Origin of the sequence: Bacillus sp. Marseille-Q3570 (assembly GCF_946151055.1) — a bacterium.
Lineage (GTDB): Bacteria > Bacillota > Bacilli > Bacillales > Fictibacillaceae > Pseudalkalibacillus.
The window spans coordinates 116482-132996 of sequence record NZ_CAMGYZ010000003.1 but is presented as its reverse complement, the minus strand read 5'-3'; the positions used below and the strand labels follow the sequence as shown (position 1 = coordinate 132996).

Annotated in this window: 16 protein-coding genes, 1 pseudogene and 1 riboswitch; of the genes and pseudogenes, 6 read left to right on the top strand and 11 right to left on the bottom strand. The window is 42.2% G+C overall.

Going from position 1 to position 16515, the window contains the following annotated elements:
* Positions 1 to 170: 170 nt before the first annotated feature.
* Positions 171 to 677: a phosphatidylglycerophosphatase A gene (locus tag N8M93_RS06460; RefSeq protein ID WP_261130448.1), complete on the top strand. Its 507-nt coding sequence runs from the start codon at positions 171 to 173 to the stop codon at positions 675 to 677.
* A 35-nt stretch (positions 678 to 712) separates the two neighbouring features.
* Here N8M93_RS06460 and N8M93_RS06455 read toward each other — a convergent pair whose 3' ends face one another.
* From N8M93_RS06455 to N8M93_RS06445, 3 genes are all read right to left on the bottom strand, one after another.
* Positions 713 to 1480: a TIGR01457 family HAD-type hydrolase gene (locus tag N8M93_RS06455; protein ID WP_261130447.1), complete on the bottom strand. Its 768-nt coding sequence runs from the start codon at positions 1478 to 1480 to the stop codon at positions 713 to 715.
* 465 nt (positions 1481 to 1945) lie between these two features.
* Positions 1946 to 2392, bottom strand: coding sequence for a DUF86 domain-containing protein (locus tag N8M93_RS06450; protein WP_261130446.1), 447 nt, complete (start codon positions 2390 to 2392; stop codon positions 1946 to 1948).
* 24 nt (positions 2393 to 2416) lie between these two features.
* Positions 2417 to 3700, bottom strand: a complete 1284-nt coding sequence (locus N8M93_RS06445) for an EAL domain-containing protein (protein WP_261130445.1) — start codon at positions 3698 to 3700, stop codon at positions 2417 to 2419.
* Between the two features lie 191 nt (positions 3701 to 3891).
* On the opposite strand from N8M93_RS06445, the gene glpX reads away from it, so the two are divergent.
* From glpX to N8M93_RS06430, 3 genes are all read left to right on the top strand, one after another.
* Positions 3892 to 4860, top strand: a complete 969-nt coding sequence (gene glpX / locus N8M93_RS06440) for a class II fructose-bisphosphatase (protein WP_261130444.1) — start codon at positions 3892 to 3894, stop codon at positions 4858 to 4860.
* 13 nt (positions 4861 to 4873) lie between these two features.
* Positions 4874 to 5146 (top strand): DUF3055 domain-containing protein, encoded by a 273-nt coding sequence (locus tag N8M93_RS06435; protein ID WP_261130443.1) that lies wholly within the window; start codon positions 4874 to 4876, stop codon positions 5144 to 5146.
* A gap of 629 nt (positions 5147 to 5775) precedes the next feature.
* Positions 5776 to 6045, top strand: a complete 270-nt coding sequence (locus tag N8M93_RS06430) for a hypothetical protein (protein WP_261130768.1) — start codon at positions 5776 to 5778, stop codon at positions 6043 to 6045.
* 82 nt (positions 6046 to 6127) lie between these two features.
* Here the strand turns inward: N8M93_RS06430 and N8M93_RS06425 are convergent.
* Positions 6128 to 6403, bottom strand: a pseudogene (locus tag N8M93_RS06425) (YutD family protein); the annotation flags it as partial.
* A gap of 109 nt (positions 6404 to 6512) precedes the next feature.
* Between N8M93_RS06425 and N8M93_RS06420 the strand changes: the two are divergent.
* Positions 6513 to 7127, top strand: coding sequence for a YhcN/YlaJ family sporulation lipoprotein (locus N8M93_RS06420; protein ID WP_261130442.1), 615 nt, complete (start codon positions 6513 to 6515; stop codon positions 7125 to 7127).
* 189 nt (positions 7128 to 7316) lie between these two features.
* Here N8M93_RS06420 and lipA read toward each other — a convergent pair whose 3' ends face one another.
* The gene (lipA, locus tag N8M93_RS06415; protein ID WP_261130441.1) at positions 7317 to 8216 is read right to left on the bottom strand and encodes a lipoyl synthase; all 900 of its coding nucleotides are present in this window, start codon (positions 8214 to 8216) and stop codon (positions 7317 to 7319) included.
* A 217-nt stretch (positions 8217 to 8433) separates the two neighbouring features.
* Between lipA and N8M93_RS06410 the strand changes: the two genes are divergently transcribed.
* Positions 8434 to 9420, top strand: coding sequence for a M23 family metallopeptidase (locus N8M93_RS06410; RefSeq protein ID WP_261130440.1), 987 nt, complete (start codon positions 8434 to 8436; stop codon positions 9418 to 9420).
* Between the two features lie 66 nt (positions 9421 to 9486).
* Here the strand turns inward: N8M93_RS06410 and N8M93_RS06405 are convergent, their stop codons facing one another.
* The 6 genes from N8M93_RS06405 to N8M93_RS06380 all read right to left on the bottom strand — a co-directional run bounded on the left by N8M93_RS06405 (position 9487) and on the right by N8M93_RS06380 (position 16512).
* The gene (locus N8M93_RS06405; RefSeq protein ID WP_261130437.1) at positions 9487 to 9591 is read right to left on the bottom strand and encodes a methionine/alanine import family NSS transporter small subunit; all 105 of its coding nucleotides are present in this window, start codon (positions 9589 to 9591) and stop codon (positions 9487 to 9489) included.
* A complete protein-coding gene (locus tag N8M93_RS06400) occupies positions 9592 to 11115 on the bottom strand; it encodes a sodium-dependent transporter (protein ID WP_261130436.1) in 1524 nt (507 codons plus the stop codon). It abuts the gene before it with no gap.
* Positions 11116 to 11859: 744 nt separating this feature from the next.
* On the bottom strand, positions 11860 to 13440 hold the full coding sequence (locus N8M93_RS06395; protein ID WP_261130435.1) for a Na+/H+ antiporter NhaC family protein: 1581 nt from the start codon (positions 13438 to 13440) through the stop codon (positions 11860 to 11862).
* 107 nt (positions 13441 to 13547) lie between these two features.
* Positions 13548 to 13733: riboswitch (Lysine riboswitch) on the bottom strand.
* A gap of 88 nt (positions 13734 to 13821) precedes the next feature.
* Positions 13822 to 14667, bottom strand: coding sequence for a sporulation protein YunB (yunB, locus tag N8M93_RS06390; protein WP_261130434.1), 846 nt, complete (start codon positions 14665 to 14667; stop codon positions 13822 to 13824).
* Positions 14668 to 14738: 71 nt separating this feature from the next.
* Entirely contained in the window at positions 14739 to 15047 is a 309-nt protein-coding gene (locus tag N8M93_RS06385) for a YunC family protein (protein WP_261130433.1), read from the bottom strand.
* A gap of 67 nt (positions 15048 to 15114) precedes the next feature.
* Positions 15115 to 16512, bottom strand: a complete 1398-nt coding sequence (locus N8M93_RS06380) for a bifunctional UDP-sugar hydrolase/5'-nucleotidase (protein WP_261130432.1) — start codon at positions 16510 to 16512, stop codon at positions 15115 to 15117.
* Positions 16513 to 16515 lie beyond the last annotated feature (3 nt).

Sequence of the window (16515 nt, the reverse complement as noted above, 5' to 3'; positions counted from 1 at the left end):
GCCAAGCCTTAGGGGTAGGCTGTGCCATTAGCTCATCGAAGAAGCCAATTGTATTTCCTTCGTCGGTGTATTACTTCAGAAGCCACCAGCTTGTGTACTTATACTGAAGAAAACTTGGTAGAGCCTTGACGTAAATGATAATGAACAAATCTTAGATTGGGGACTGGACTATGGACGAAAACAAACCAGAAAAACAAAGCGAAGTCGAGATCATGGCCCGTAGATGGCTGCGGGACCGAGGAGTCACCGAAAACGATATTGCAGAACTCGTATATCTTCTGCAAAGCCAATATCATACAGATCTCGATATTGAAACCTGTAAATATAATGTCGATCGGGTACTTGCCAAACGTGAAGTACAAAATGCAATTTTAACCGGAATCCAACTCGATGTATTGGCTGAAAATAATAAACTGGAAGAACCCTTACTCGATATTCTCAAAAAAGATGAAGGACTATATGGCGTTGATGAAGTCATCGCCCTTTCCATTGTAAACATATATGGATCCATCGGATTCACAAATTATGGTTATATCGATAAACAGAAACCAGGTATTTTACGTGTGCTGAATGATAAAACGACTGGAAAATGCAATACGTTTTTAGATGATATCGTCGGTGCAATAGCAGCTGCTGCCTCGAGCCGATTGGCACATAGAGCTGCAAATACGGAGTAGGCAGACTAAAGTGGACTCCTCTTCGCAAGATTTCCTCATAATTGGATATCCCATAAATGCAAAGAATCGATCGTATGCGTTGGTCTGTCTTTAGGTGGGATGTCCTCGACACTGGTCGTGACCCCAGTATAGACCAAAAGTGTATCGATTCCTGCACGCATTCCTGCTAAAATATCAGTCAAATAATTATCCCCGACCATAAGTACTTTTTCCTTCGGCAAGCCCATCTTTGTCATCGCCAGATCCATGATGATCGGTTCAGGTTTTCCAATAAAGGTCGGATCGATACCAGTTGAAACAGCTACAACAGAGGTCAAAGCCCCATTCCCAGGGACAAGGCCACGATCAGTCGGAAAAGCAACGTCTTTATTGGTCGATAGAAAACGTGCACCATTCCGCATTTCCAGACATGCCCGCTCCAATTTTTGATAAGTAAGACTACGATCAATCCCCATAACCACATAATCAGCATCGTTATCTACAATTTCAAAACCATTAGCTTCAATCGGCGCTCGAAGTCCCTCTTCACCAATCATATATACACGATTTCCTTGCTGATCCTGTTTCATATATTCAGCAGTAGCCATCGATGATGTAAAGACATGCTCTGGCGTTGCAGGAACACCGAATTTTAAAAGTTTGTCCGTCACTTGTTGGCGTGTACTTGCCGAATTATTGGTAATGAACAAGTAAGGAATGCCCTCTCTTTCAAGCTTCTTCACAAATTCTACAGCATCTGCAATCTCTTCTTTCCCTTTATACATCGTACCGTCCAAATCAATCAGATAACCTTCATATTTCATGTCATTCCACTTCCTCAAATGCAATTGAATTTTTTTGTTAAGTGTAGGATACCACGGAATAGATGAAGAAATGTTGTTTGACGAATGGAGTATCCCATTTTTATTTTTGGCTCTCTTCTAAAAGAGTGTCGTTCTTAAGTCATTTTTGAAAAACCACCTTGTGCAAGTTGATTGGAGAGCAAGGTACAAGATTCCTGCGGGCTCACCGCACGCCGCGCGGAAAGCAAGCATCCTGGAGCGATAATCAACGACTTTTAAAGAAAACTTGGCGAGACCAAGCCTTTTGTAGGTCGAGCCTTAGTTGCCCTTATACTGAAGAAAGTATTTTATATTTTCTTTAAGTGCAAGAGCAACATAGTTTGCGATTACAGCCTTATTTTTCAGACTTATGGAGAGTAGTTTTTAGACTTTTTTTTCGACTCACACAAAAAAAGCTGTCCCTCTTAGACAGCTCAAATTTTGATGTTATTCCTCTTCTGGTAAAAATGCGGATACAGGACCCAGTTCTTCTGTCAAATAAGTCCGGACTTGTTCGGGAAAGACGTGCAAAGCTTGTAAATTAGCCTTCAGTACATCCTCTACATGCTTATGATCGACTTCTGTATAAGTCTGTACAAGCATTTTACGTAGAGCGATCACTTTTTTCAACTCTATTGCATTTTCACCAGGGACCACATTTTCATCCTCTAAAATGTCAATGATGTCCTCGTAACTTCCTGGATCACGCATGATAAAGCCATCAATCATCTTATTTCCAACATCTATGATGGTTTCAATCACCATGTGCCCCAGACGCTCTAACCCCATCTGGTCTTTCATCGTTTCATCAAACTCATCCGTTTCGAGCACTTCGAGACGCAGACTCATGAAGCGCAACAGTTCTTCAATCTTTTTCCGATCGACAAAATACATCCTATCACCTGACTTCTAAAAGCATTAACCCGCTGTGGGAGTTGGGATCAATCTTGGACGGGCGTAAAAGAAGCCTTGCACCATATGAACACCATTGCGTTTCATGACGGATGCTTCTTCTGCTGTCTCAATGCCCTCTGCTACAACTTGTGCATTCGCTTCCCTTGCAATGTGGATCAGCCCCTGCAGCATAGACTCCTTCAGCTTATTTCCATTGATGTTTTCAATCAATGAACGATCTACTTTTATAATATCAGGGCGCAGGAAAGAAATCGAGTTTAAACTTGCATAACCAGCACCAGTGTCATCCAAGGCAATCCTGATTTTACGTTGGTGAAGATGATCGATCGTCTGCGTAAGATGCGTATAGCGTTGAACGGATTCACTCTCTGTAATCTCAAAAACAATTTGCGAGGGATCGATATGTTCATGGTCTTGTAAAATGACATCCACATCTTCGATAAAATGTTCATGCGCGATCGTTTGAGGTGTGACATTGATGAAAATCGCATCCTCTCCCCTCATTTTTTCAAGGGCTTTTTTGATGACGAGCATTTCTAATGGGTAGAGCATATTTGTCTGCCTAGCCATACTGAATAGCTGTAAAGGATGTTCATAGACCGTGTTTTCCGGCCCTCTGGTCAATACCTCCCATGCGATCACGTCTAATTCATGGACATTGACGATCGGCTGCGAATATAAGGTTATATTTTCTTTTTGAATGATTTCTTTAATCGCATGGACCATATGATTATATTTTGCCCCGACACCTTTTTTTGCCATGACCAGCGCTTTTTGATACGCATTCAAAAACGATTGGAACGGCTGATCGGTATGTGCGTCCATCACCATATAACCGGTTTGAAAGCTTTCTTCGTCCTCTTTTTTGTATGCAAAAAAATGTTCATTGATATTCGCTTTGATATTTTCTATGTATTTCTCGATTTCATGAATGACATTTTTATCTTGCTGTATGGAGAGAAGCAGTACGATATCGTCTCCCCAATATTGCTGCAAAAATAAGATTTCATCATCCTTCACCGTTTCACAAACAACTTTTTTGAACAACCGTCTTACATCTTTCTCAAATTGTTGTACATAAGTCAATCCAAACTGCTCAATCTGATGCTTATAGGTCTGCACATCGAAAACCACGACGACATGCGTACGGTGGCTGCGATATGATTTTTTCAGGATTGGTGTTACTGGATTACGCAACCAGAAGTGTGGTGGAAAAAAACGCAGACTTTGGTTCGTAGCAAACAGGTGCTTCCAAAATAGAAGCCAGTCATTATGTTGATTATGCAAAATTTATCACCTCAGAGGTTGCACCATAGTCCTTTTAGTGTACCATAAATATTAGAAAATTCTAACTTTCGATGAAATATTTTTCTATTCGACAATTCCTTGTTATCATAATAAGAGCAATATGTCATACGAATGATTGTCCTAGGAGACTTATTATTAGGACATAAATATAAAAAACCAGGGGGACGATGATGGATCGCGAATTAGCTTTAGAAATTGTACGTGTAACAGAGTCAGCAGCAATCGCTTCGGCACAATGGATGGGACGAGGCTTGAAAAATGAAGCAGACCATGCTGCTACTACAGCCATGAGGGCAATGTTTGATTCAGTGAACCTCAAAGGAACTGTCGTCATCGGCGAGGGTGAACTTGATGAAGCACCGATGCTTTATATTGGAGAAGAAGTCGGTACCGGCCATGGTCCGGAAGTCGACATCGCTGTGGATCCATTGGAAGGGACGAATATTGTCGCAAAAGGACATCCGAATGCGATGGCGGTCATCGCCATAGCGGACCGGGGCAGCTTGTTGCATGCGCCTGATATGTATATGGAAAAGCTTGTTGTCGGTAAAGCAGCGGCAGGTAAAGTAAGTCTTTCCGACCCGATTGAAAAAATAATCGATGTCGTTGCAGAAGCGAATAACAAGCGACTGCATGATTTCACCGTCATCATCCAGGAACGGCCTAGACATGAAGAACTCGTTGAGCGCATCCGTCAAAAAGGTGCCCGGGTTAAACTATTCGGAGACGGAGATGTCGGTGCCGCCATCGCTGCAGCTTTACCTAATACCGGGATCGATCTTTTTATTGGAACAGGAGGCGCACCTGAAGGCGTCATATCTGCAGCCGCAATCAAATGCCTTGGCGGAGATATGCAAGCACGACTCGTTCCACACAATGATGAAGAACGAGATCGATGCATCCGCATGGGACTGGAAGATCCAACACAGCTTTTACACCTGGATGACCTTGTCCGAGGAGACGATGCAATCTTTGCAGCAACGGGAGTAAGCAGTGGAGAGCTTTTAGAAGGCGTCCGCTTCCTCTCCGGCGATTATGTCGAAACGGATTCACTCGTCATGAGAGCCAAGACAAAGACGATCCGCTCGATAAAAGCACAGCACCACTTGGATCACAAGCCGAACCTAGTAATGGAATAGGAGTTGTATACAGATGACTGAACGATTCTTTTTATACGATGATGTTGAAGAAACAAAAACACGATTTGTAAGCTTCATGGGGGAAAATCAACGGTTTGATCTTGCGATTACGAAAACGGATCGTCATTATGGAAAACCACTTATTTTGGACATCCAGGGTGGCCGTTTCGCGATCATCGGACGAGATGATTTAGAAGAACCGGGTTATTTGGAGCATGCGTTCAGCTTAAACGAAGAAGACGCACAAGAACTTCGGGAATTTTTAGAAGAAGAGGTCCTTTCATAAAATGCATTGGAAACCACTGGTCCGCCGGTGGTTTTTTTGCTGCTCTTTCTAAAAGGTTGTTGCTTTTGAGTCATTTTAAAAAACCACCTTGTGCAAGGTGATTGGAGAGCAAGGTACGAGACTCCTCGAAAATGAAAATCGCATTTTCTTCGTGTGATGTAACGCTGCTGAAGCTTTCCTTGTCTGCGGGATCAGCGTGCCTACTACCTGAATAATCTCCTTGAAAGGCATGCGACGAGGAAGCTCGCTTCGACAGGACTTTCTTGTAGACGCAGGAGCACAAATGCTTCCTTGAAAAGGAGACTCCTGAGGGCGCAAGGCGACGAGTGGGTTCACAGCACGCCCCGCGGAAAGCGAGTATCCTGGAGCGGAAATCAACGACTTTTAAAGAAAACTTGGCGAGACCAAGCCTTTTGTAGGTCGAGTCTTAGTTGCCCTTATACTGAAGAAAGTATTTTATATTTTCTTTAAGTGCAAGAGCAAGAAAGATTGCTATGTAATGTAAGCTTTTAACTTCAGTAATAACCACGCTTCCAGGGCAATATAATAATGGATAGTATCACCTATCCAAAGCCTAGAAGGAGTGGTGTCCTTTGGCAAGAAGAAAAGGTTATCGAAAAGAGAATGAAATGTACACGGATTTCTCTAACGTCGAGACGATGCATAATTTCGTCTTACCCGAGGACTTACCGGAGGGTGCTTACGGCTCTCCAATCAATACAAAACTGGGCAAATCGACGCCATTTGATGAAGACCAGCGTTATTACAGTGCCTTCAACTATGAGAACAAGACGATGCACCAGGACATTCCACGACAATATCCCGGTGCCCACCCAGTGCACAGTGATCCGAATCGTGAAGACGAACCTCCTTATATGGACTATGAAAAAAGGGACTGACATTGCGTCAGTTCCCTTTTTCTGCTTTGCTCATCTCTCTTTTGTTTGACGGTTTTTTCGATTCTTTTTTTGGTTCGTTCGTTTTGATTTTTTTCACGATAAAGTAAGGACAGCCGAAGTTACAGAACTCCAAGAGATACTCCGGTACTGTACTGAATTTCGTTTCGTAATTCGCCTTGTCATTTTGATCGTCGAAAAATCCACGTAAGCGTAACTGGTTGTAACCCCAGTCCCCTACGATATAATCATATTTATGTAAAATTTCGCTATATCTGGATGTAAATTCTTCCTCGTTCCATCCATCTCGAAAATCTTCTATAACTTCATAATTGATTCCGTTTACGCAAACCAATCTCATCACTCCATTCACATTTCTATTTTATCACGATTTATGGGTAGATGTACAAGTTCTGACAGTATAACCATAAAAGTTACAGCAAAATCTATAGGTAGGAGGTGAACAGTGAATGAAAAAATTCATTATTGCTGGTCTCACATTTACAATGCTTTTCTTACCTGCTTGTGGAATGGATAAGGGAGATTATGACGGTGCAAACGGAAACGGATTGAATCCGACGTTGGACGTTAAAGATCGTGCTGGAACACCGGGAAAAACCCAGCAAGAGGCAACGGATGACTTCGGTTATACTCGAATTCAGAGCCCTTCCGATGACCGTCGTAATTTTGGCGGAGGACCACAGATAAATAAAAAACAGCTTTCTAATACCATTTCGAGAATGATCATGCAGAATCAAGTTGTGAGAGATTCAGCTACACTCGTAACTAGTGACAAAGTACTTATCGTTTATGACGCAAAAACGGAGGACCGGGAAAAAACAGCTGATATGGTGAAAAGATCTGCGATGTCCGTTGTTCCTCGATGGTTCCATGTTTATGTTTCAGATGATACAACCCTTTTTGAATACATTGAACGTTATAAAAATATGGATGAGACTTCAACAAACGTTAAACGTAGCATCGATGGTCTGATCAAAGAAATGAAAAAATCACCGCAAGGCTACACAGATCCTAACAAAGACGGCGAAATGGAAGGCAAAGGGATGTCAGAAGGAATGAAATAAGAGAAGTGACCCGAAATTAAGCGGGTCGCTTTTTGTATTGTCCAGGTGGTTTAGCATGGAGTCTTAACTATTTTCCCATTATGATTTTATTTCTGCCTTTCCTCTTTTTTATATAAAAAGATCATAAAACGAAAATAAGACCGACCCATGTGGTGTTACTACCATCACGAATCGATCTCTTTAACTTTGTTATTTAGCTTCTTGTTGACGCTGTTTCGATGCTGCATTGACTTGCTCATCAGCATGGTAAGATGATCGTACTAACGGACCGGATTCGCAATGGCTGAAGCCTTTTGACATCGCGATTTCTTTAAGCTCTGCAAACTCATCCGGGTGATAATACTTCTGAACTTTCATGTGTTTTTTCGTCGGTTGGAGATATTGTCCAATTGTCATGATATCAACATTGTTGGCACGAAGATCGTCCATCGTTTGAATGATTTCTTCCTTCGTTTCACCAAGTCCCACCATGATACTTGATTTTGTCGGTATATCAGGCTGCATTTCTTTCGCCCGACGCAAAAATTCAAGAGAACGTTCATATGTCGCACGTGCGCGGACCCTTGGCGTCAATCTTTCAACTGTTTCAATATTATGATTCAGGATGTCAGGTCGAGCATCCATCAGTGTCTTCAAGTTTTCATATTTCCCCATCATGTCAGATGGAAGCACCTCAACAGTGCAGAAAGGATTTGCACGGCGCACAGCACGAACCGTTTCAGCATAGACTCCTGAACCGCCATCCTTCAAATCGTCACGAGCAACCGCTGTGATGACAGCATGTTTGAGTTCCATCAATTTGACAGATTCAGCGACACGTTCTGGTTCTTTCAAATCCAGTTGATTAGGCAAACCAGTCTTGACGGCACAAAAACGGCAAGCACGCGTACATACATCACCTAGGATCATGAATGTAGCTGTTTTACGAACCGCCCAGCATTCGTGGATGTTCGGGCAACGCGCTTCTTCACAAACCGTATGTAAGTTCTTCTCGCGCATCATCTTTTTAAGACCGGTGTAGTTTTCATTTGTATTTAATTTGATCTTAAGCCATTCGGGCTTTCGAATATGTTCTTCTTTTTTCGCCATCTAACTCACTCCAATATTGGATTAGTTTAAGATTCCGGCATTGAGTGACACTTACTCTGATGCGTTGATCTAATACCTTTCTACTGTATCATATTGTTGCTTCAAGTTCCATTATCCGAGCATACGTCCTGTTTTCCAACATTTGATAATCATTATTTGCCAAATTCAATACAAACTAACATTATGAAATGATACAGGAAAGGACTGAATTCCCTGTATGAAAAAAATTGTATGGTTAATCATTTTCATAATAGGTGTGAGCATTGGTACAACTGAAATAACTGAAGCAAAAAAGACATATCAGAAAGAAGATGTGGGGCGTTACGCGCTTTATCATAAAATGGAGGCACTCACCTCCATTCCGTGGTATTACTTAGGGGCGATCGATCAATATGAACGATCAATCAGGCGTGCCCAAAAAGACCTTCCAGAAGAAGAAGGATTGATCGGCATTTACTATTCACCAATACAATGGGTAGGACCATTAAACCCAAATTTGGATGATACGAATGCATCGACTATTTCATTATTCGGGGGCTTAGGGCTCGATGGAAATAACGATGGAAAAGCAGATCGAAATAATGATGAGGATGTATTATATACATTTGCTCATTACCTTCAGGCATACGGTTTTGATGAAGAAAACATCAGAATCGGTTTATGGGATCATTACCATCGTGATAAGACCATCGACATCATCATGGGGATCGCGAAGGTTTACCGTGAGTATCAAACGCTTAGTCTTTATGAGCGTGCATTTCCAGTTCCCATCAGGGCTAATTATAGCTTCCGGAACACATGGGGAGACCGCCGGGGATTTGGTGGACTTCGTATTCATGAAGGAACCGATATTTTTGCAGATTACGGTGTACCTGTAAGAGCAACGACTTATGGCATAGTGGAAATCGCAGGGTGGAATCGTTTTGGAGGATGGCGCGTCGGGATCCGTGACTTGAACAATGTCTATCATTATTACGCGCATCTGAATGGTTTCGAAAAAGGAATTGGGAAAGGCTCCGTGGTCAAGCCCGGCCAAACGATTGGTTACGTCGGGAGCTCTGGATACGGACCACCAGGGACAGCTGGTAAATTCCCTCCGCATCTTCATTATGGTATGTATCGTGACAATGGTTATAACGAATGGTCATTCGACCCTTATCCCTACCTCAAAGCATGGGAACGTCAAGATCGTAATAAAAAATAAGCCAATAAAGAAAACGTGGCAAGACAAAAAAGGATGAGCTGAACTTCCAGCTCATCCTTTTACATTTTATTTTTGCTTGGACGTTTTCACCGCATTTGCAATACTTGCAGCTAAACCTCCCCAAAGGACAACCATTCCGATGACCATCATTGTAATTGCTCCACCAGACATTTAGTTAACCTCCTTTTCTGAATCAAGGGAAGTATTTTTGTTCCACTTCTTCAAGGAGAAGAGGATTCCAACTACTACAGCTCCGATTGCAACAGCCCATCCGGAATAGAAAATGAAGAAGTTCGAATACCCTTCGTAGTTCCCGGTCTCCGTTGGAAATTCCCTCATCAAGTTTTGTTTGAAGAGTTGGAACATCATGTAACCGAGGATTACCGGCGTTATGATGCCCAGACAGATCTTCCACCATCCACCAAGGCTGATATCCGAAATTTCATTCGAATGTCCCTGGAAATCGGTAAGTTTCTTCAAGAACCATGCAACTGCGATTACTTCCACTAATCCTACAAGAGCAATACCGAATTGGTTGATGAAGTAGTCTGCAGCATCCAGGAAGAATAATCCACCTTGTGTAGCAAATAGGATTGAGACTAGTGCTGCAAGTCCTCCACCTACAAATACAGCCTTTGTACGTGAAGTTCCGAATTTCTCTGAGAATCCAGCTACATACGTTTCCACAATTGAAATCAATGATGATAGACCAGCAAGGACTAGTGATGCAAAGAATAAGAATCCGAATAATTCATTCATAGCAGGGAATTGGTTAATGATTTGCGGGAAGACAACGAATGCAAGTCCCACTCCTCCAGTGACAACTTCAGCTACTGGCACGTCAGCTGCAACTGCCATGAATCCAAGAGCACTGAAGACTCCGATACCTGCTAAAAGCTCAAATCCTGAGTTACTGAATCCTGTGATGAATGCATTGTTAGTGATATCCGATTTTTTCGGCAAGTAACTCGAGTAAGTAATCATGATTGCAAATGCAATTGATAAACTGAAGAAAATCTGACCATAAGCCGCTACCCAGACCTTCCCATCCCAGATCGCATCAAAGTTCGGTTGAAAGAAAGCTTCTAAACCAGTCGCAGCACCTGGTAATGTGACTGCGCGGATAACGATGATCAAGAATAAGACGACAAGTGCTGGTATGAAAATTTTGTTTGCTACTTCAATACCTTTTTTAACACCTTTAAAAAGTACGCTCAGTGTAATGACCCAAACGATTAATAATGGAATGAATACCCCTGGTACCAAACTCCCTACTTCTCCCGGTGCACTTAGATTCAAGTACTCCGAAAACAAGAAACCTTCTGTGTCCTCGCCCCATTTTAGGTTCAAGGCAAAAATCGAATATGAAATAGCCCATGCAATGATGACTGCATAATAAGTAGAAATGACAAATGAAATGAAAACCTGCCACCAACCAATCCACTCAGACTTTTTATTCATACGGTGGTAGGTAAGCGGTGCGGATCCCCGGTACTTGTGACCCATGGTGAATTCCAATACTAATAATGGAATTCCGGCAGTTAGTAATGCGATCAAATACGGAATAAAGAAAGCTCCTCCGCCGTTGTCATAAGCCACCGCAGGGAATCGCCATATGTTTCCGAGGCCGATTGCGGATCCGACAGCTGCCAAAATAAATCCTGCTCTAGTGCCCCACTGTGCTCTGTCCTCCATTATTACTCCCCCATTCTCTAATGTTTTTGTTACTAAAGTCGACAGTTGAAAACTTTAGTTTTTTTCTGACTATTTCGATTATAGTATAGCTGTTTTAATAGAGGCCTGTCAAAGAATTTTCAAAAAATTTAGTGATAAATGTCTATATAGAAGATTTGCAGTTTTGGTATAAATATACTACATATTATTACATTTTTTTCATAAAGAATTCTTATCCGTTTGTAGGTTTTTCTGTTTCAGTGTTGGAGTTAGGACTGATTGTTTTTCTGCCGTTGGATTGGTGCTATCGCTTATTTCAGATCGCACATCGATCCTGTTGGACAGGCGCACGCTTTTTCATCCTGTTCCTGTCCCGTATAACAGCGTTATGGGACAGCTCTTCGCTTTTTCTTCTGGTTCCTGTCCCGTATAACAGCGTTATGGGACAGCTCTTCGCTTTTTCTTCTGGTTCCTGTCTCGAATAACAGCGTTACGGGACAACTCTTTGGTTTTTTCCCTGGTTCCTGTCTCGAATAACAGCGTTACGGGACAGCTCTTCACATTTCTCACTGATTCCTGTCTCATATAACTCCGTTACGGGACAGCTCTTCGCCTTTTCCTCCGCTTCCTGTCCCGTATAACGCCGAATCTCTGATAGGACGGTGTTCTTTTCATCTGCTCGTTCCCATTAGCCACCTTCACCCACACTTTTTTCTTCACAACAAAAAAGCTGACCCATTCGAGTCAGCTTTTTAAATAAATCAATTAGTTTTGTTCTCGCGGTGATTCGATTCTTGTGAAGTTCATCTTCTTCAATATGAAAGCCACAATGATCAAGAGCACAAGTGATACCAGCAGTGACAACATGACGCTTTGTGTAAAACCAATGATAAGGAATCCGACCGAACTGATGACAGCAGCCAATAGCGCATATGGCAATTGGGTCATCACATGATCGATATGGTTGCTTCCCGCTCCTGTTGATGAAAGGATCGTCGTATCGGATATTGGTGAACAATGGTCACCGAAAACGGATCCTGCAAGAACTGCCGCCAGTACAGGAAGGATATAACTAATGTCAGTCGCTGCTGCAATTTCCCCAGCTATCGGAAGCATGACACCAAACGTCCCCCACGAAGTACCTGTAGCAAAAGCCATGATTCCAGAGATCAAGAACAGCAATACAGGCAGGAACGCAATATTAATGTTGTCATCTACAATACTAGCTAAATATTTTCCTGTTCCGATTTCATCGATGATGGCAATGATTACCCACGCAAAAATCAGAATGTAGATAGCTGGAAGCATGGATTGGATCCCCTTCCAAATACCTGTTCCAAAATGCTTTCCAGGCAATTTTTTCATCAAGAAAAGAACAATCGTGACAGCTAATCCGAACAACCCGCCGTAAACAAGTGATTTCGCAACATCGGTATTTTCAAACATGGAAAGCACGGTGACATTTCCTTCAGTTGCTTGGGCACCGGTATAAAGCATTGCAGCGACTGTCCCAACAATCAACGCAACGATCGGCCAAATCAGATCCCCTACTTTTCCTTTATCGCTCTCAGGCAACCCGATCTGTTGACCAGGCACCGCTTTGTTATCCGGGTTTAATACTTGCCCTTCATTGACAGCCCTTTCTTCATGTGCCTTCATTGAGAACAAGTTGATATTCCATAACGCTGTTGCAAACACAAGCAACAGTGCTGAAAGTGCATAAATATTCATCGGAATCATTTTCACAAAGGCTTCCAGCGCGCCAATTCCAGCTACTTCATGAGTGGCAAGAATACCACCAATCAAACCGATGATATACGCGCCCCAGCTTGAAACAGGTGAAATGACACAGACAGGTGCAGCGGTCGAATCGATATAATACGCAAGCTTTGCTCTAGAAATACGATGGCGGTCCGTCAATGGACGACTTACATTACCAACTGCTAGAGAATTGAAGTAATCGTCAATGAAAATGATGATACCCAGAACGATCGTCAAGATTTGAGCGCCCACACGGGTCTTCACCTTTTTAATCGCCCATTCACCAAAGGCACGGCTTCCCCCAGCAATCGCAATCAATGAAGTCATGATGCCAAGAATTAATAAGAATAAAAGGATGAATACATTCCATGTGTTCACTTCCCATGCGCCTGCATCATTCTGCGTGATGAAAAGATCACGTATGATTTCGAAGATTTGGGTGAAACTCCCCAATATATTAAAGTTGTTGAGCATGAATGCTCCGACGAGGATGCCTGTCCCAAGTGACAGCAACACCTTTCTTGTCAAGGCCACCATAAGTAATGCAAGTAAAGGTGGAATCAAAGAATAAATTGTATTTTCCATTGGATGATGTTCTCCTCCTATTAATTAATCGATGGATGAAATAAAAAAAGGCAACGATAGATAGAAAATAACCTATCGTTACCTTATAAGTAACAGTTATCCCCCATCGATCACGTAGTTCTCCACTATCCAATCTGCCCGGATAATGACAGTGCTACACCTATTAGATGCAGTCCCAACAGTAAACCTTTCGACAAAAGTGTACTGCTTCGGCAAATAACCCTTTCCAGTGATGGGCATCGATGTCTTTCTCGCATCATTGTACTGATGTTCTTTGCTCCACTACCTCATCTGATGATAAGGTCTATGATATTTTTGCGCCATTAAATATTATAAAGGATTAGCTATAAAAATACAAGGGTTGTGAGGAGTCGTATAAAATCAATTGGTGTTCTCTTCTTTTTTCTTTTCTGCTTCATTACTGTTTTCTTGGTTATTATCATCATTGTTCTTGTTTTCGATATCGATCTGTGGATTGATTGGTATGACTGGCTGTGCACCTGTACTACTATCTCCCTTATGATAATAATACGGTACATCTTGCGGTATTAATTCTGAAACTAACATGACATTCGTTGTAATTACTTTTTCTTTTGTTTCAAACGGAACAACAATTTGAGTTTTCACAATGACTTCAATCCATCCCTGTAAATGAACCGTATTGATGCCTGCAGTCTTCGTTGATTCGTAAAAGTACGATTCTACACTCCCGATGATTCGGAAACGGACCGGAATATTAGGTCCAAGGTTGGCAAGTAAAGCATTATTTGTTGCTCTTCCTAAAGGAATTTCAGTGAATATGCCATTGGAATATTCATCTTCTCGGTTGACTTCAATACCTGCAAAGTTTGCAAAATCCGGCCTTTTCCCCCGCTCAATCTGTTCGAGCAAAGATTGAACATTAGCTGTCGCAAGAGATTGAACCTCATTGACGACTTTTGGATCCGTACTTACCCGGGCAACCTTCCCCTCATTATCTAATGTGACATTAATGAGACCATCTGTGTTACCCGTATCGACGATCCTGTTTTTAACTGCACTCTGGATGGCAAGCTGAGCCATATCTGCCGTTTCAGTTTCTGCAATCTCCATAAGAGCAGGTTCGATCCCTTTATTTACAAGCCATAATGCCTGCGCAGTTAATAAAGAGAATATGATAAACGATATGATAAAGACATGTTGGAATGGAAGAGGTCGTTTTCGGGGACGCCTCCGTATTCTCCACATAAAAATACCCCCTATCTATTGCTATATGTATGCAATGATTGGGGGTTGTATAGCTATTAATTTGGACATATTCATGACTTAGCCATTTTAAGCAGCGCATCACGTCCACTTGTACCTTTAGTGATACCAATTGCTTCAGCTTCTAACGTAACGGACTCTAACGGAGCTTCCAATAACTGATCGAGGGTTCGTACACCTACAGCCCGCCCTGCGATTATTTTCCGCTCAGCCAATTTTTCATTCAGCAACGCAACATCAAGTGCACCACACATGATATACCCTTTGTCATTGCTGATCGACATGAAGTTAGTTTTCGGTAATGCCACTGTCACGCCTGTAAACATATGCCCATCGATTTCGATAGGAGTGACCGTAATCATCTTTTCTCACGCTCCTTTTCACTACTATCAATATGTCATAGTAGTACAAAGCGTGTTGGCGTAGTGCCTATCTTTCAAAGGTTTTTAACTTCCAAGCAAGGACATCCCTCAGCAACTCCGGCAAGTAGAAGATTTTTTCCTCTGCATAATGGACAGATGGAAGCAAACGGCCGAAGGTAAACATATCAATGGCACCAATGGCGTATATTTTTTCTGGATCCAAAGGTTGCCCTTTTATTGAGATGCTTTTTACGTGGTACTCACCATCAGCCATGTCTTTACCCATGATTTCTACACCATCGAATATCATCCGTCCCATCACTTTCCCGCGGAATCCCAGGCCTTTGACTTCGCGCTGTTCCAATTCCTTCGTCATAGCATGATGAATCATTTCTTTCAAATATTCGCCTTTCAGCATGATTTTACACGGATTGATCGGATGAGGGCACACACGATGGAGATCTCTCTTCGTAACAGGGCCTGCTTTCAATGGTTCGAGCAACAATCCTGCATTGATCATACTGATTTCCGAATCACACCATTCCCTGATTGCTTCAGCTAATAAACTTGTAAAAGCAGAAGGTCCGAACCACTCCAATTCGAGTGGCCGATCTAGCTCGGTCACGACCTCAGCTAATCGCTCATCGGCTTGTTCGCTCAATTGGGCAAGAAGCTGTACACTTTTCGGATCTGCCTCATACTCTTGCAGGTCGACACATCTCGCTTCGATAGATTCAATTTTCCCTAAGTCTTCATTCCATTCAAGCTCCATGTGGCCGATGTATAGACCGAATTTCCCAGCTTGTCCGATAGTCGTATCGTTAGCATGCAAACCTTTTGGAAGGACATGATGCGTATGAGCGCCTAATATGATATCAATATCATCCATTTCAGTTGAAATATGTTTATCCGCTTCTAACCCAAGGTGTGAAAGCAGAATAAGGATATCGACCTGGTTCCGGATTTCTTTTACGGATCCAATGAGTGCTTCATATGGATTCTGAATCTCCCACCCAAGCTGGTTGTAATAGGCTTTATACGGAGCGGTCACACCGACTACTCCAATTTTCAGGCCATTTTGCAGGGTATGGATTTGGTAAGGTTTTGCCCATTTCGGCCGCTGTCCGTTTTTTTCTTTCAGATTTGCAACAAGTACTTGAAAGTTTGCATCATCATATAGATGATCCAGTTGTTCTTTTGAAAAGGTGATTCCTTCATTATTACCGATCGTTGCATTTAAAATATCTGCTTCATTCATCAATCTTACATTTCCCTGACCTGCTGTTCCTTCTGTAATCGGATGAAAACGATCTGCATGGTCTCCAATATCGAAACGTAAAAACAGTTCATCTTTCTCTTCGTGGGCAAGTTGCTGATCTTTCAAGAAGCCCATGATTCTCGGCCATTGTTCAAGATGGCTATGTAAATCATTCACATGATACAGATGGAGCTTTTGAATGCTCATTGT

Excerpts from the sequence above, each read along its gene's own strand:
- N8M93_RS06450 (WP_261130446.1), bottom strand. The coding sequence starts at position 2,392 with ATGTATTTTGTCGATCGGAAAAAGATTGAAGAACTGTTGCGCTTCATG.
- N8M93_RS06395 (WP_261130435.1), bottom strand. The coding sequence starts at position 13,440 with ATGGAAAATACAATTTATTCTTTGATTCCACCTTTACTTGCATTACTT.
- lipA (WP_261130441.1), bottom strand. The coding sequence starts at position 8,216 with ATGGCGAAAAAAGAAGAACATATTCGAAAGCCCGAATGGCTTAAGATC.
- N8M93_RS06385 (WP_261130433.1), bottom strand. The coding sequence starts at position 15,047 with ATGATTACGGTCACTCCTATCGAAATCGATGGGCATATGTTTACAGGC.
- N8M93_RS06380 (WP_261130432.1), bottom strand. The coding sequence starts at position 16,512 with ATGAGCATTCAAAAGCTCCATCTGTATCATGTGAATGATTTACATAGC.
- N8M93_RS06460 (WP_261130448.1), top strand. The coding sequence starts at position 171 with ATGGACGAAAACAAACCAGAAAAACAAAGCGAAGTCGAGATCATGGCC.
- N8M93_RS06435 (WP_261130443.1), top strand. The coding sequence starts at position 4,874 with ATGACTGAACGATTCTTTTTATACGATGATGTTGAAGAAACAAAAACA.
- N8M93_RS06400 (WP_261130436.1), bottom strand. The coding sequence starts at position 11,115 with ATGGAGGACAGAGCACAGTGGGGCACTAGAGCAGGATTTATTTTGGCA.
- glpX (WP_261130444.1), top strand. The coding sequence starts at position 3,892 with ATGGATCGCGAATTAGCTTTAGAAATTGTACGTGTAACAGAGTCAGCA.
- N8M93_RS06430 (WP_261130768.1), top strand. The coding sequence starts at position 5,776 with ATGTACACGGATTTCTCTAACGTCGAGACGATGCATAATTTCGTCTTA.
- yunB (WP_261130434.1), bottom strand. The coding sequence starts at position 14,667 with ATGTGGAGAATACGGAGGCGTCCCCGAAAACGACCTCTTCCATTCCAA.
- N8M93_RS06420 (WP_261130442.1), top strand. The coding sequence starts at position 6,513 with ATGAAAAAATTCATTATTGCTGGTCTCACATTTACAATGCTTTTCTTA.
- N8M93_RS06410 (WP_261130440.1), top strand. The coding sequence starts at position 8,434 with ATGAAAAAAATTGTATGGTTAATCATTTTCATAATAGGTGTGAGCATT.
- N8M93_RS06405 (WP_261130437.1), bottom strand. The coding sequence starts at position 9,591 with ATGTCTGGTGGAGCAATTACAATGATGGTCATCGGAATGGTTGTCCTT.
- N8M93_RS06455 (WP_261130447.1), bottom strand. The coding sequence starts at position 1,480 with ATGAAATATGAAGGTTATCTGATTGATTTGGACGGTACGATGTATAAA.